Source organism: Roseovarius sp. MBR-51 (genome assembly GCF_053628575.1).
In genome coordinates this window covers 1-13,575 of sequence record NZ_JBRJGQ010000011.1, presented here as the reverse complement: position 1 = coordinate 13,575, position 13,575 = coordinate 1, and the positions used below count along the sequence as shown (strand labels likewise).

The following is a 13,575-nucleotide window of genomic DNA, read 5'->3' as shown; positions in this document are numbered from 1 at the left end:
AAAGAAAAATTATGGCCGAAACAGAAAAAACCTCAGTCGAGAGCGCGGCGGATGACTGGGATGTCGAGCGTCATCAACTGCGTGCCGATCTTGGCGCGCGGATGAAGGCGGTCCGGCAGGCCTGCGGCTATACGCTCGAAGTGGCGGCGCAGCGCACGGGCCTTGCCCTGTCGACCATCCACAAGATCGAGAACGGGCGTGTCTCGCCCAGCTATGAGAACCTGATCAAGATCGCCCGCGCCTATGATATCGGCATGGAGCGGCTCTTTTCCGCCGACCACGACGCCACGCAAACCACCCGCATGACGGTGACGCGCGCAGGCCAAGGCCGCAAGGTGCGCGCCAAGAATTTCGAATACGAGGTGCTGTGCAACGCACTGGCCGAGAAAAAAATCATCCCGCTGGTGACGCTGGTCGAGAAACGCGCGCCCCTCACGCGCGACGAGTTGGAATCGCATGACGGCGAGGAAACGCTCTATGTCCTCTCTGGCCGGGTCGAGTTGACGGTCGAGCATTACGAGCCGGTGATCATGGAACCCGGCGATTGCGCCTATTTCGACAGCACGATCAAGCACGGGCTGCGCGCGCTCGATGACACCGAGACCAAGGTGTTCTGGGCCTGCACCTATACCGACGTCGACAAATAACCCGCCCAAGCAAAAGGAGCCGCCCGCATGGCCGAGCAGACCGTGATTTCCGTTGATGACCTCTTGGCGCGGGTGACGTCGATTTTCGAGACCTGTGGCGTGCGCCCCGAGAGTGCCGCAGCGGTGGCGCGGGTGATCGTTGCGGGCGAGCGGGATCATTGCAAATCGCACGGCATCTACCGGATCGAGGGCTGTCTGCGGGTGATCGCAGCGGGCAAGGTGGTGCCGGATGCGGTGCCCGCGTTGCACGACACGGGCCGCGCGGTGATCGAGGTGGACGCGGGCGGCGGCTTTTCCAACCCGGCCTTTGACGCGGCCGTCGATGCACTGGCTGCGCGCGCCCGCGACACGGGCCTTGCCGCACTGGTTATCCGCGATTGCCTACATTTCTCTGCGCTCTGGCACGATGTCGAGGCTTTGGCTGCGCGTGGTCTTGCATCCCTCTCGATGTGTCCCAGCTATTCCTCGGTCGCGCCCACGGGTGGCAAGGAACCGCTCTTGGGCACCAATCCGATCGCCTTTGGCTGGCCGCGCCCCGGCCCGCATCCCTATGTGTTTGATTTCGCCACCAGCGTCGCTGCACGCGGCGAGATTGAACTCCACCGCCGCGCCGGCACGCCCATCCCCGAGGGCTGGGCCATGGACCGCGATGGCAATCCAACGACCGACCCCGAGGCGGCATTGGCGGGCGCAATGCTGCCCTTTGGCGGGCACAAGGGATCGGCGATTTCGACCATGGTCGAATTGCTGGCGGGCGCCATGCTGGGCGAATTCATGAGCAAGGAAGCGCTGGAGTTTTCCGGCGGCACCAGCCTCTTGCCGCGCCATGGCGCGCTGGTTCTGGCGCTTGATCCGGCCAGCTTTGCCGCCCGCAGCGGGCGCGATCCGATTGCCGAAGGCGAGCGGCTCTTGAGCGCCATCGGGGCACAGGGCGCGCGCCTGCCGTCGGAGCGGCGCTTTGCCGCGCGCGAGGCGTCCTTGCGCGACGGGATCGTTCTGAGCGAGGCGGAACTGACGCAACTGGCGCGGTTCGAAGCGGACGGGCTGGCGGCGGTCGCAGGGTGATTGAGCGGGTGTTCGGGCCGGGCTTTGCGGTTTGAAAGTGGTCTTGAGGGGCACTCCCCGACGCGCGGAACAAAGGCGCGGCACGCGCCGCTCGGCTCATCGCTTGGGGCGAAGGTCGGCTTCCGCCCACATTCCGCCCTTTTCTGTCGTCTGTCTCAGCGCACGTTCGCGAGAAACCTTTGCGTCTCGGGGTGTTGTGGATCGCCAAAGAGTTGATCCGGCGCGCCGATCTCGGCCATGATGCCCTGATGAAAGAACGCCACCCGCTTGGACACATCGCGGGCAAACCCCATCTCATGCGTCACGCAGATCATGGTCATGCCTTCCTCGGCCAGCATCTTGAGGGTTTCCAGAACCTCGCCCACAAGCTGCGGATCAAGCGCCGATGTCACCTCGTCAAACAGCATGTAGTCCGGCGACATCGCCAGAGCGCGGGCAATCGCCATGCGCTGTTGTTGCCCGCCCGAGAGGCGCGACGGATAGGTCGTCAGCTTGTCGCCCAGACCGACATGGCGCAGTTGCTTTTCGGCAATCGCCTCGGCCTCAGCCTTGGCCATGCCCAGCACCTTGCGCGGTGCCAATGTGACATTCTCCAGCACCGTCAGATGCGGAAAGGCGTTCCATTGCTGAAACACGATCCCGACCTTGCGTCGCAGCTTGTTCAGGTTGGTGGATTTGGCATGCACCTCGGTGCCGTCGATGGTGATCCGGCCACTGTCAATCGGCTCCAGCCCGTTGATGCAGGTGAGCAATGTTGATTTACCCGACCCCGAGCCGCCGATCACGGTCACGACCTCGCCGCGCTGAACCGTCAGGTCGATCCCCTTGAGAACCTCCAACTCGCCAAAGGATTTACGGACATTCTGGATCTCAATCATTGGACCACCTTTTTTCGAGATAGCCGCCAAAACGGGCAAGCGGGAAGCTGATGACAAAGTAGAAGGCACCACAGATGAGCAACAGGAACAGCGGCTCTTGCAGGCGCGTGATGAGGATCTGGGTGGATTTCAAGAGTTCCGTGACCTGCACCACATAGACCAGCGCCGAGTCCTTCATCACCCCAAGCGCCAGACCGATCCAGGATGGCAGCGCCACGCGTGTGGCCAGTGGCAGCACGATATAGCGCATGTCCTGACCCCATGTGAGGCCGAGCGACCGGGCCGCGCGACGGGTGATTTCCGGCACCGCATCAATGCCCCCTCGCACGATCTCGGCGCAATAGGCCGAGGTATAGAGCGACAGCACGATGCAGGCGACGGTAAAGCCCGAAATCTGGAGTTGCAGCACCATGCCAACGAAAGCATTGCCCAAGACAAGCTGAATGAGCAGCGGCACAGAGCGGAAAATGTCGAGAAAGAAGGTCAGCGGGGCGGCCAGCACGGGGCCAAGTTGCACCCGGATCACCCCAAAGAGGATGCCAAGCAGGGTGCCGATGACTACGGAAATGGCGGTGACAAGGATTGTGATCCCCGCGCCCTTGGCGAGAAAGACCAGATCATTGGCGGAGAGGGCGGTATCAAACATGCGTTTCCCCCTCAATACCGGAACAGGCGGGCGGCGATCAGGCGGCCGCCAAAGGTGATGGCTTTGGTGATCAGGTAAAAGATCACCCCGGCCAGCGCGAATAGCTCAAACGTGCGGAAGGTCAGCGCATTGAGATCCTGCGTGACCCCGTAAAGGTCACTGTTCATGCCGACCGTCACACCGAGAGAGGTCATCAGGATGGCCCAGACCATCTGATTGGTCATCGGCAGAAAGGAGATGCGCAGCATCTGAGGCATGATGATATGACGAAACGCCTGCAATTGCGTCAAACCAAGCGACCGGCCCGCACGTCCCTGCGTGTCGGGAATGGCCTTGAGCGCGCCGCGAAAATTCTCGGTGAGATAGCCCGCGTTGTTGAAGGTGATGCCGATCAACAGTGACACGAAGGGGCTGAAATGGATGCCGAAACTCGCCACGCCAAAATGCGCCATATAGATCTGAAAGAGGGCAGGCGTATTGCGGGCAATCTCGACCCACGTGGTCGCAAAGGCCATCAGCGGGCGCGAGCCGGACAGACGCATCACCGTCAGAAGAATGGCGAGCAGAATGCCCAGCCCCATCGACAGGATCGCGATTTCCATCGTGACCATGGCACCATCCAGCATTTGCGGAAGCCGGTTCAGCGCCTGTTTCCATTGGAAGGTGTAATCAAACATCTGGGTGATGCGCCCCTTGGAAAATAGCAAAAAGGCGGCGCGGGTGATCCGCGCCGCCAATCGGTTCAGAAGCTATCAGCGATAGACGTTTGGCACCATCAGTTTCGGAACCTCACCGCCGACCCATTTTTCATATAGCTCGTCGTAGCGGCCGGTGCGGACCTGCTGGTTCACGAACAGGTCGAGATAGTTGAGGAAACCATACTCATCTCGCTTGGCAAAGAGCGCCACATAATCAGTGTCGAAGGGGGCAAAGCCGACCACCGAAATATCCCCGAAATTGCCCGATTGCACATTTGCCTGTGCCACGGTCGAGGTCGAGACGGTGGCGTCAAGCTGACCTTGGCTGAGCGCCAGGAAAACATCGGCCTGGGTCTGATAGGGGCGGAATTCTCCGTCGCCCCATTCCTTGACCTGTGCCTCGAGCGCGATGGCCTCATAGGTGCCTGCAACGGCGCCGACGGTAAACCCTTTCATACCCTCATAAGAAGAAATGCCGGTCGCGTTGTTCGCGGTTACGGCCATTTCAAAGGCAAAGTAGGGCACCGAGAAGCCAACCGTCTTGGCCCGCTCCAGCGTGTCCGAGGTCGAGGCGACGCCGACATCGACGCGGCCTGACATCAACGCCGGAATACGCTCTGGAAATGGGGTTTCGACAATCTCGGCTTCTACACCAAGGGCCGCAGCCAGATCGTTGCAATAATCGACGTCAAACCCGATTGGCACGTTGCTTTCGTCGCGCATGCCCATCGGTGGGAAATCGAGCACGACAGCGCAGCGCAAGGTGCCCGAGGAAATGATGTCATCGAGTTTATCCGCCTGAGCGGTGCCAGCAATGCTGGTCATCCCCAGCAGGGCGGCGATCAGTGTCATTTTTTTCATTGGTGGTGACCTCTCTGTTGATTCTATTTTCAGCATGGGGCCTTTGGTTCTTTTTTGCAATAATTTTCCTATAAGAAAAATACTGGCATCTGGGGAAAAAAATCGGTAAGCCGTGAAAACGTTGTTGGAAGGGTTGTTCTGCGCAATGACTGGCTTCCCCAGACCGAAAGGACGCTACCCATGAGTTTCACACCGCACGGCAGGCATTTGATTGCAGGAGAGTGGACCGGCACGGAGGAGACATTCCTCTCTGATCCGGCGGAGGGCGTGGGGCAGGCGTTTTCGGTCGGAACACCAGAGTTGGTGGACCGCGCCTGCGTGGCGGCGGAAGCGGCGTTCTGGACCTATGGCGCCACCAGCCGGGCCGCGCGCGCCGCGTTTCTGCATGCCGTCGCCGATGAGATCGAGGCGCGGGGGACGCAGATCACCGAGATCGGCTGCGCCGAAACCGGCCTGCCCGCCGCGCGGCTGGAGGGCGAGCGCGGGCGCACCACCGGTCAATTGCGCCTCTTCGCCGAGCATATCCAGACGGGCGATTACCTTGACCACCGCCACGATGCCGCCTTGCCCGAGCGCAAGCCCCTGCCGCGCCCCGATCTGCGGATGATGCAGCGGCCCGTCGGGCCGGTGGCGGTCTTTGGCGCGTCAAACTTCCCGCTCGCCTTCTCGACAGCCGGCGGCGACACGGCGGCGGCGCTCGCGGCGGGCTGTCCCGTCGTGGTCAAGGGCCACGGCGCGCATCCCGGCACTTCCGAGGTTGTGGCCGAGGCGATCCATGCGGCAATTGTGAAATGCGCCATGCCAAGCGGCGTCTTCAGCCTCGTGCAGGGCGGCACCCGGCGCGTGGGCGAGACCCTTGTGCAGCATCCGCTGATCCGCGCGGTGGGCTTTACCGGCTCGCTGACCGGCGGGCGGGCGCTCTTTGATCTCTGCGCGGCACGCCCCGATCCGATCCCGTTCTTTGGCGAATTGGGCAGCGTCAATCCAATGTTCCTGCTGCCTGAAGCGATGGCGGCGCGCGGGGCGGAGTTGGCAACTGGCTGGGCCGGGTCACTGACCATGGGCGCAGGCCAGTTTTGCACCAATCCCGGTATCGCCGTGGTGACCAAGGGGCCAGAGGCGGAGGGCTTTGCCGAGGCCACCCGCGCGGCGCTGAGCGCGACCGGCGCGCAGGTGATGCTGACGACGGGCATTGCATCGGCCTATGCGGCAGGCGCGGCGCAGATGGCAGAGCAGGCGGGGGTGCAGGATCTCTTGACCGCGATGTGTGATCAGCGTGAGGCAAAACCCTACTTGTTCAAGGTCGCCGCGCGCGACTGGCTGGGCAATCATGCACTGAGCGACGAGGTCTTTGGCCCCCTTGGCCTGATCGTGGTGGCGCAGGATGCAGAGGAAATGATGGCGGTCGCGCAGAGCCTCAAAGGCCAATTGACGGCGACGCTGCACATGGATGCAGGCGACACGCCCCTCGCGCGCCGCCTTTTGCCGGTGCTGGAACGAAAGGCGGGCCGTGTGCTGGCCAATGGCTTTCCCACGGGGGTCGAGGTCTGCGACGCGATGGTGCATGGCGGCCCATACCCGGCCTCGACCAATTTCGGCGCGACCTCTGTGGGCACCCTCTCGATCCGCCGCTTCCTGCGTCCGGTCTGCTATCAGAACATGCCAGAGACCCTCTTGCCCGAAGCGTGAGCCAAGGCGCAGACCCCCATAGCACTCAGGCCGGGATTTTCCTCCCGGCCTCATGGTTTTGATAGCGTGATTTGAGAGCTTACGGCTTGCCGCGCTTGGGCGGCGTGCTGCCGCCAAAGCCGGCACCGGCCTTGGGCGGGGCACCTTTGCCCTTGGGTTTGCCTGCGCCGGGTTTCCCTGCGCCCGGTTTGCCTGTTCCCGGCTTTGCCGCAAAAGGTTTGCCCGTTCCCGGTTTGCCGGGATTCTTAGCTGCGCCGGGCGGCACAAAGCGTTTGGAGGTATCGGCCGCCATATTGGGCTTGGGGGCGGCAGGCTCGGCATCGCGGGGGGCCGGACGTGCGCGAGGCTTGTCAAACGGCTTGTCGCCGGGTTTGGCCCCCGGTTTGCCATAGGGTTTTGCACCGGGTTTCGCACCGGGTTTGCTGTCCGACTTGGCATAGGGCCGCCCCTCGGGCTTGCCAAAGGGTTTGCCCGGTTTGCGATCCCCTGAAGGCTTGCCAAAGGGCTTGCTGGCAGGCTTTCCAGCGGGTTTGTCGCTTGACCACGGCTTTTTGGCTGGTCGTGGCGCATCGCCAGACTCCGTCCGGGGTTTGCGATAGGCGGTGACAGAGCCGTCCTCGACCGCGCGGGTCATCGCATCGGTGGCGGCACCGGCCGGTTTTGGATGCGATTTGGCTGCGGGACGCGGCGCATCAGCGAGCGGTTTGGGACGTGGCTTGGGGCGCGGGGCGCTGTCGCGGGGGGCATGATGCTCGCGGGACACCTGCTGTTCGCGCGGTGCGCGCGCGGGGCGGTCTTCACGCGGAGCACGCTCTGGGCGATCGTCCCGCGGGGCACGGGGCGCCCGCTCGGGACGGTCCTCCCGCGGGGCGCGCGGCGCAGAGCCCAGATCGGGGGGGCTGTCCAACTGACGGGCGATAATACCCTCATCCAACTGCCCGCCCTCGCCAAGTGCGGAGAGAAAGCCCGGAACAGCGGCCTCGGCCAATTCGACATAGGTCTCGGAGGCTTGCACGCGAATGGCCCCAATCGCGGATTTGTCCATATTGCCGGCGCGGCACAAGAGCGGCAGCAACCACCGCGCCTCGGCCCGGTCATTGTTGCCGACCGAGAGGGCAAACCAACGGCTCGGGCCAAAGGCGGCGCGCTCGCGGGCGGGTGCAGGTGTGCCGGGCGCACTCAGTTCCTCAGGCGCGGACCAGCGCGATTTATAGAGCCGCAGATAGGCGGCGGCGATCACCTCGGGGCTGTGCAGCGCCAGCAATTCGGCGGCAAAGGCCGCCTCGGTCTCAGAGGGGGTTTCGGACCAGACCGGATCGGACAGGAGCCGCTCGCGATCCTTGGCCTCGATATCCTCGGGTGTCGGGGGCGTGGTCCATTCTGCGGTGATCTTGGCGAATTTCAGCAGGCGCTCGGCCTTTTTCGCGGATTTGACCGGGACGATCAGGGCAGAGATGCCCTTGCGTCCGGCACGACCCGTGCGGCCAGAACGATGCAAGAGGCCTTCGGAGTTTGTGGGCAGTTCGGCATGCACCACGAGATCGAGATTGGGCAAGTCGATGCCGCGCGCCGCCACATCGGTGGCCACGCAGACCCGTGCCCGCCCGTCGCGCATCGCTTGCAGGGCATGGGTGCGCTCGGCTTGGCTGAGTTCCCCCGAGAGCGACACCACGGCAAAGCCGCGATTGGCCAGACGCGCGGTCAGCCGGGCCACCATCGCGCGGGTATTGGCAAAGACGATGGCGTTCTGCGCATCGTGATACCGCAGGAGGTTGATCACCGCACCCTCGGCGTCATGCGGCACCACGGTCAGCGCCTGATAGGCGATATCAGCATGCTGCTTGGCCCCGGTCAGGGTGGTCACGCGGTGCGCATCGCGCTGGAATTTTTCAGCGAGCTTGGCGATCATCGGCGGCACGGTGGCCGAGAACATCAGTGTGCGACGTTCTGCCGGGGCGGCGGCGAGCATGAATTCGAGATCTTCGCGAAAGCCGAGATCGAGCATTTCGTCGGCCTCGTCGAGCACAATGGCGCGCAGGCTGGTCATGTCGAGCGCGCCACGGTTGATATGGTCACACAGCCGTCCGGGCGTGCCGACGACGATATGCGCGCCGCGCTCCAGCGCGCGCCGCTCGTCGCGGGCATCCATGCCCCCCACACAAGACACCAACCGTGCGCCCGCCTCGGCATAGAGCCAGCTCAGCTCGCGCATCACCTGCAACGCCAGTTCGCGCGTGGGCGCCACGATGAGCGCAAGCGGCGCGGCCGCAGGTGGCAAACGCTCCGCACCATCGAGCAAGGTCGGCGCAATCGCCAGACCAAAACCCACGGTCTTGCCCGATCCGGTCTGAGCCGACACCAAAAGGTCAGACCCAGAGAGCGCGGGGTCCGTCACCGCCTCTTGCACAGGCGTCAGGGTTTCATAGCCGCGCGCGGCAAGAGCATTGGAGAGAGCAGGCAGGATCATGGGGGAGGTCGGTTCCGAAAAGGGGTGCGGCTTGCGCGTCAAGCCGCGACGCATACCTCAGTCATGCGCTCTTGTATATGGCAAATGCGCCGCTGTGGCCGTGCCCCTTGTGGTCGCACCGGCTTTGCGCCACGGTGGGACAAATCCCGAATTTGCGAACAGGCCGAATTGCCAAGAGGAGTGTGACCGATGCCCGTCAAGAACCGCTTTGCCGAATTGCACAATGATATCACGGACTGGCGCCGCGATATCCACGCCCATCCCGAAATCCTCTACGAGACGCATCGTACCAGCGCGCTTGTCGCGGAAAAGCTCAAGGCCTTTGGCTGTGATGAGGTGGTCACTGGGATCGGGCGCACCGGCGTTGTGGGGGTGATCAAGGGCCGCAGCACAGCGTCGGGGCGGGTGGTCGGCCTGCGCGCGGATATGGATGCTCTGCCGATCCATGAGGCGACTGGTGTTGACTACGCCTCCAAGACCCCCGGCGCGATGCATGCCTGTGGCCATGACGGGCATACCGCCATGCTGCTTGGGGCCGCGCAATATCTGGCGGAGACCCGCAATTTCGATGGCACTGCCGTGGTGATCTTTCAACCCGCCGAAGAGGGAGGGGCCGGGGGCCGCGAGATGTGCGAGGACGGGATGATGGACCGCTTCGGCATTCAGGAGGTCTACGGCATGCACAACTGGCCGGGTCGCCCGGTGGGCAGCTTTGCCATCCGACCCGGTGCGTTCTTTGCCGCGACCGATCAGTTCGACATCGCGCTCACCGGCAAGGGCGGACACGCCGCCAAGCCGCACGAGACCGTGGACACGACCGTCATGGCGGCGCATCTGGTCACAATGCTTCAAACCATTGCCAGCCGTAACGCCGATCCGGTGGATCAGGTTGTGGTCTCGGTCACGTCCTTTCAGACCTCGTCCAACGCGTTCAATGTCATTCCCCAAGGTGTACATCTTCGAGGTACAGTTCGTACGATGAGTACGCAGATGCGAGATCTGGCAGAGGCCCGTATTCGTGCGCTGTGTGAGCATGTGACGGCGGGTTTCGGAGGTCGTGCCGAGGTGAGTTACCATCGTGGTTACCCGGTGATGATCAACCACGAAGAACAGACCGAGTTCGCGGCGAGCGTCGCGGCCAAGGTCAGCGGCGGCTGCGACGAAGCCCCTTTGATCATGGGCGGTGAGGATTTCGCCTTCATGCTCGAAGAGCGGCCGGGGGCCTATATCCTTGTGGGCAATGGCGATACGGCGATGGTTCACAGCCCAGACTATAATTTCAACGACGAGACCATTCCTGCGGGCTGTAGCTGGTGGGCGGGGATTGTCGAAGAGAGAATGCCAGCCTGATTCAAACGGTTGCGGGTTTTTGACCGATCTCTTGAATGGGATCGGCCATCAACCAGACCCCGCCCTGTGGCCGAAGGGTGAGGATCATCACCGGCTCCGGCTCCCGGCCCGGTACGGGCGTGAATCTGAATCGCGAGAGCAGCGTTGCAAGGATGATCACTGCCTCTTGCAGCGCGAAACTTGCCCCAATGCAGATACGCGGCCCGTCGCCAAAGGGCAGGTAGGTGTAACGCTCGATGCTCTTGCGGTCGGCAAAGCGATCTGGATCGAAGGCATCCGGCTCTGGCCACAAGAGGTGATTGCGGTGCAGCGCATAGATCGGGATGATCACCGTATCCCCCGGACGAATATCGCGCCCGCAGAGCGTATCGGCAACCTGCGCGGTCCGAGAGATGATGCCCGCAGGCGGATAAAGCCGCAACGCCTCGTCTATGATCTGACGGATATAGGGCAGGCGGGCCACGTCCTCGCCTGTCGCGGCGCGCCCCTGTAGCACGGCTTGCGCCTCGGCGCGGGCGCGGTCCTGAACGGTTTGATCATAGGCGCAGAGATAGAGCGACCATCCCAGTGTCAGCGCCGTCGTCTCGTGCCCTGCCACGATAAAGGTCAGCAGGTTATCGCGCAATTCCGCCGTGTTCATGCGCCGTTTGGTTTCCGGGTCTTCGCCCTCAAGCAAAAGATCGAGCAGGTCGGGCACGCCTTGTGCGCCCCGCGAACGTCGCGCCTCGACCGCCTGATCCGCCACGCGCTTCATCTCTTTCACAGTGCCGCCTGACATCAACCGGCCCGGACGCGGCACCCAGTCGGGAAATCCAAGAATATCAAAGAGTGAGATCTTGCCCGCCTCAGAAATATAGGCGTCAATCCCGCGGTGCACGGCATCGACGTCAAACATGCCGTCGTCTGAAAAGGTCACATCGGCGATGACGTCGAAAGTGGTGCGCACCATCTCGGCGGCCATATCCACAGCGCGTGGACCCGCAGCCGCGATTCGCTCGGCGCTCCTGTCGGCAGCGCCGGTCATGATCGGGGCAAGGTTCATCACATTGCGATGCGAAAATACCGGGGCCGCCGTGCGTCTTTGCCAGCGCCAATGGGCACCCTCAGCGATAAAGAGAGAGTCGCCGATCGCGGGACGCAAGAGGTTCTTGGTGACGATGGATTTTGGGTAATTGTCTAGACTTTCCAAGAGCATGCGCCGGATTGCACCGGGGTCCATCACCATATGCCAACGTTTGCCTGTGCGCCCCGAGACCATGGGCTGCCGGGTGGCAATTTCCGGGATGATCGACAGGATGTTGCGTCGCGCCGCGCGCAAGCTGGCCAAGACCCCCATCGGTTCAGTCACCAGAGGCACACGCACGGGCGATCGGGGATGGTTTGTTTTGGACATCGACGGCATGGGGCACCTCTTGCGGGTCACATCAGACATAGGGCGTGGGATGGCGTCGGGCAAATGATTGCGCAAGGGCGGTGGCTGGGCTATCCCTGCCCGAACTGTCACGTTTCGGGAAGTTTTTGATGATCCGTTTCCTCGCGCTCTTTGGTCTTGCTCTGATGGCGGCGTGTACCAATCCCAATGATCTTGACGAGGCCCCGGCCTATTTGGGTAACTTTCACCTTGGGCATAATGTCGTGGTGGCCCCGAACCTGACCAAGGGTCCGGCCTCACGCGAGGCCTCCAAGGAGGAATGGATCGCGGCGATGACCTTGGCGATGACGGATCGCTTCGGGCGCTATGAAGGCACCAAGCTCTATCATCTCGGGGTGAGTGTCGAAGGCTACGTGCTGGCCATTCCGGGCGTGCCGCTGGTGGCTTCGCCAAAATCGGCGCTGATCCTGAATGTCACCGCATGGGATGACGCAAAGGGCGCCAAGCTCAATGCCAAGCCGCATCTGGTGACGGTGGTCGAGAGCTTTTCGGGCAATACTTTTCTTGGATCTGGCCTGACCCAGAGCAAGGAAAAGCAGCTTGAGAACCTGAGCCGCAACGCGGCCAAGCAGATCCAGAACTGGCTTGTGCAGCAGAACAACGAATTCGGCTGGTTCGAGGATGACGGCGTGCCCGCCAATGACAAACCGCGCCCCGCGGCGCGGCAGGCAGAGGCCCCTCAGGCAGAGGCGACCATCGTCCCTGCCACCCTGTCCGAGGATGCGCCTGCACCTGCCCCGGCGGAGACCCCAAGCGCCGCCGATCTCGCCAACGCCGCTGCCGAAGTGATCGAAGAGCCGACCGTCGCACCGGCCGTAGAATAGTGTGAACATTGCGCGAACGGGGCCATTCTTCGGCTCAGGCAAAATTCGAGATATTTTCAATCCGGAAGGCTTGAGGTCTTTGCGTGGTTTGTGTCACGTTGCGCAGGACACGTTGGAATTGTAGCGAGGGGAACTGGGTTTATGATTGATAGAAGAGCGTTTTTCTGTGTCTCCGCTGCAAGCTTATTGGTTGGTTGCCAAACCACCCTGGATACTCCCGGTTCAACCAGTGAAACCGGCGCACCGCTGCAGAGCAAGAGTGAAACCAATGCGTCAGGGCCGAGCAAGAGTTCTAGCAGGATTAATCCGAACAAGGCGCTTACCTTGGAGCAGACCAAGGACTTCAGAATCGAGAAATTGACCGTCGAGCTTGGGCCCGATTATGAGCGCGTTCCGACTGAGTTATCCTTCAGCGATCAAAGAATTGTGGAAACTGTTCAAGCGTACATGAATGCCATCGTCAAACCGGCCGACCCAATGGGCCATCGGTCCGTGCATATCAATATAACCTTGAAGGGTGCATATATAAAACCTCAGGGTCGGATGTCCTTCATCCCGCCCGGAGGAGCCCCCGAAATCAGCACCGTGTTTGCCCGAGCAACCGTAACGGATGCTGCTACGGGTGAGCAGTTAGGGCGTGGCATGGACCTCCGCGGTCAGGCCTCTGCCGCCACCAATATATTGATGGGCGGTCTTGTTGGCACCAGTGCCAAGGCCAAGGCTCCAGAAGAAGAGGTAAAGCTGTTCGCGTCGGCTTTGGCCGGGAATGCTAGGGTGAGACTCTTTGGACCCAAATGACACCTTGCTTGTTCGCCTCATCATTTGAGAGGAACGGCTTGATTTTCCCGGCGCAACCCAATAAACGGCCCGCGATGTAACCATCGGGCCATGGCGGCCCCCCAACTGACAAGGCGTCCTGAGATATGGCAAAGGAAAAGTTTGCACGTAACAAGCCGCATGTGAACATCGGCACGATTGGTCACGTTGACCACGGCAAGACGACGTTGACGGCGGCGAT

13 protein-coding genes are annotated in these 13,575 nt (G+C 62.3%); 7 read left to right on the top strand and 6 right to left on the bottom strand.

Annotated features, from left to right (window positions below; all coding sequences use genetic code 11):
* Positions 1-11: 11 nt before the first annotated feature.
* Together ACSSVY_RS15955 and ACSSVY_RS15950 are read left to right on the top strand one after the other, a co-directional pair.
* Positions 12-647, top strand: coding sequence for a helix-turn-helix domain-containing protein (locus ACSSVY_RS15955; RefSeq protein WP_296634346.1), 636 nt, complete (start codon positions 12-14; stop codon positions 645-647).
* Between the two features lie 27 nt (positions 648-674).
* Complete coding sequence (locus tag ACSSVY_RS15950; RefSeq protein WP_454270567.1) at positions 675-1,712, top strand: Ldh family oxidoreductase; 1,038 nt, start codon at positions 675-677, stop codon at positions 1,710-1,712.
* Between the two features lie 155 nt (positions 1,713-1,867).
* On the opposite strand, the gene ACSSVY_RS15945 is transcribed toward ACSSVY_RS15950, so the two are convergent.
* The 4 genes from ACSSVY_RS15945 to ACSSVY_RS15930 form a co-directional block, all read right to left on the bottom strand.
* Positions 1,868-2,590 carry an amino acid ABC transporter ATP-binding protein gene (locus ACSSVY_RS15945; protein ID WP_454270566.1) on the bottom strand — a complete coding sequence of 241 codons (723 nt, stop codon included), beginning with the start codon at positions 2,588-2,590 and terminating at the stop codon, positions 1,868-1,870.
* Entirely contained in the window at positions 2,583-3,236 is a 654-nt protein-coding gene (locus ACSSVY_RS15940) for an amino acid ABC transporter permease (protein WP_454270565.1), read from the bottom strand. The genes ACSSVY_RS15945 and ACSSVY_RS15940 overlap by 8 nt, the downstream gene beginning before the upstream one ends.
* An 11-nt stretch (positions 3,237-3,247) precedes the next feature.
* Positions 3,248-3,913 carry an amino acid ABC transporter permease gene (locus ACSSVY_RS15935; RefSeq protein WP_040651438.1) on the bottom strand — a complete coding sequence of 222 codons (666 nt, stop codon included), beginning with the start codon at positions 3,911-3,913 and terminating at the stop codon, positions 3,248-3,250.
* Positions 3,914-3,988: 75 nt separating this feature from the next.
* Positions 3,989-4,795 carry an ABC transporter substrate-binding protein gene (locus ACSSVY_RS15930; RefSeq protein WP_454270564.1) on the bottom strand — a complete coding sequence of 269 codons (807 nt, stop codon included), beginning with the start codon at positions 4,793-4,795 and terminating at the stop codon, positions 3,989-3,991.
* A 180-nt stretch (positions 4,796-4,975) separates the two neighbouring features.
* Here ACSSVY_RS15930 and ACSSVY_RS15925 point away from each other — a divergent pair, with 180 nt between their 5' ends.
* The gene (locus ACSSVY_RS15925) at positions 4,976-6,484 is read left to right on the top strand and encodes an aldehyde dehydrogenase (NADP(+)) (protein WP_454270563.1); all 1,509 of its coding nucleotides are present in this window, start codon (positions 4,976-4,978) and stop codon (positions 6,482-6,484) included.
* A 79-nt stretch (positions 6,485-6,563) separates the two neighbouring features.
* Here the strand turns inward: ACSSVY_RS15925 and ACSSVY_RS15920 are convergent, their stop codons facing one another.
* The gene (locus tag ACSSVY_RS15920; RefSeq protein WP_454270562.1) at positions 6,564-8,951 is read right to left on the bottom strand and encodes a DEAD/DEAH box helicase; all 2,388 of its coding nucleotides are present in this window, start codon (positions 8,949-8,951) and stop codon (positions 6,564-6,566) included.
* A 189-nt stretch (positions 8,952-9,140) separates the two neighbouring features.
* On the opposite strand from ACSSVY_RS15920, the gene ACSSVY_RS15915 reads away from it, so the two are divergent.
* The gene (locus ACSSVY_RS15915; protein ID WP_009818141.1) at positions 9,141-10,301 is read left to right on the top strand and encodes a M20 aminoacylase family protein; all 1,161 of its coding nucleotides are present in this window, start codon (positions 9,141-9,143) and stop codon (positions 10,299-10,301) included.
* 1 nt (position 10,302) lies between these two features.
* On the opposite strand, the gene ACSSVY_RS15910 is transcribed toward ACSSVY_RS15915, so the two are convergent.
* Entirely contained in the window at positions 10,303-11,703 is a 1,401-nt protein-coding gene (locus ACSSVY_RS15910) for a cytochrome P450 (protein ID WP_454270561.1), read from the bottom strand.
* Between the two features lie 119 nt (positions 11,704-11,822).
* Between ACSSVY_RS15910 and ACSSVY_RS15905 the strand changes: the two genes are divergently transcribed.
* The 3 genes from ACSSVY_RS15905 to ACSSVY_RS15895 form a co-directional block, all read left to right on the top strand.
* Entirely contained in the window at positions 11,823-12,557 is a 735-nt protein-coding gene (locus ACSSVY_RS15905; protein WP_454270560.1) for a hypothetical protein, read from the top strand.
* A gap of 141 nt (positions 12,558-12,698) precedes the next feature.
* Entirely contained in the window at positions 12,699-13,355 is a 657-nt protein-coding gene (locus ACSSVY_RS15900) for a hypothetical protein (protein WP_454270559.1), read from the top strand.
* Positions 13,356-13,480: 125 nt separating this feature from the next.
* Positions 13,481-13,575 (top strand): GTP-binding protein (locus ACSSVY_RS15895; RefSeq protein WP_139229758.1); only part of this gene is annotated, 95 nt, incomplete at its 3' end.

Excerpts from the sequence above, each read along its gene's own strand:
- ACSSVY_RS15955 (WP_296634346.1), top strand. The coding sequence starts at position 12 with ATGGCCGAAACAGAAAAAACCTCAGTCGAGAGCGCGGCGGATGACTGG.
- ACSSVY_RS15950 (WP_454270567.1), top strand. The coding sequence starts at position 675 with ATGGCCGAGCAGACCGTGATTTCCGTTGATGACCTCTTGGCGCGGGTG.
- ACSSVY_RS15945 (WP_454270566.1), bottom strand. The coding sequence starts at position 2,590 with ATGATTGAGATCCAGAATGTCCGTAAATCCTTTGGCGAGTTGGAGGTT.
- ACSSVY_RS15940 (WP_454270565.1), bottom strand. The coding sequence starts at position 3,236 with ATGTTTGATACCGCCCTCTCCGCCAATGATCTGGTCTTTCTCGCCAAG.
- ACSSVY_RS15935 (WP_040651438.1), bottom strand. The coding sequence starts at position 3,913 with ATGTTTGATTACACCTTCCAATGGAAACAGGCGCTGAACCGGCTTCCG.
- ACSSVY_RS15930 (WP_454270564.1), bottom strand. The coding sequence starts at position 4,795 with ATGAAAAAAATGACACTGATCGCCGCCCTGCTGGGGATGACCAGCATT.
- ACSSVY_RS15925 (WP_454270563.1), top strand. The coding sequence starts at position 4,976 with ATGAGTTTCACACCGCACGGCAGGCATTTGATTGCAGGAGAGTGGACC.
- ACSSVY_RS15920 (WP_454270562.1), bottom strand. The coding sequence starts at position 8,951 with ATGATCCTGCCTGCTCTCTCCAATGCTCTTGCCGCGCGCGGCTATGAA.
- ACSSVY_RS15915 (WP_009818141.1), top strand. The coding sequence starts at position 9,141 with ATGCCCGTCAAGAACCGCTTTGCCGAATTGCACAATGATATCACGGAC.
- ACSSVY_RS15910 (WP_454270561.1), bottom strand. The coding sequence starts at position 11,703 with ATGCCGTCGATGTCCAAAACAAACCATCCCCGATCGCCCGTGCGTGTG.
- ACSSVY_RS15905 (WP_454270560.1), top strand. The coding sequence starts at position 11,823 with ATGATCCGTTTCCTCGCGCTCTTTGGTCTTGCTCTGATGGCGGCGTGT.
- ACSSVY_RS15900 (WP_454270559.1), top strand. The coding sequence starts at position 12,699 with ATGATTGATAGAAGAGCGTTTTTCTGTGTCTCCGCTGCAAGCTTATTG.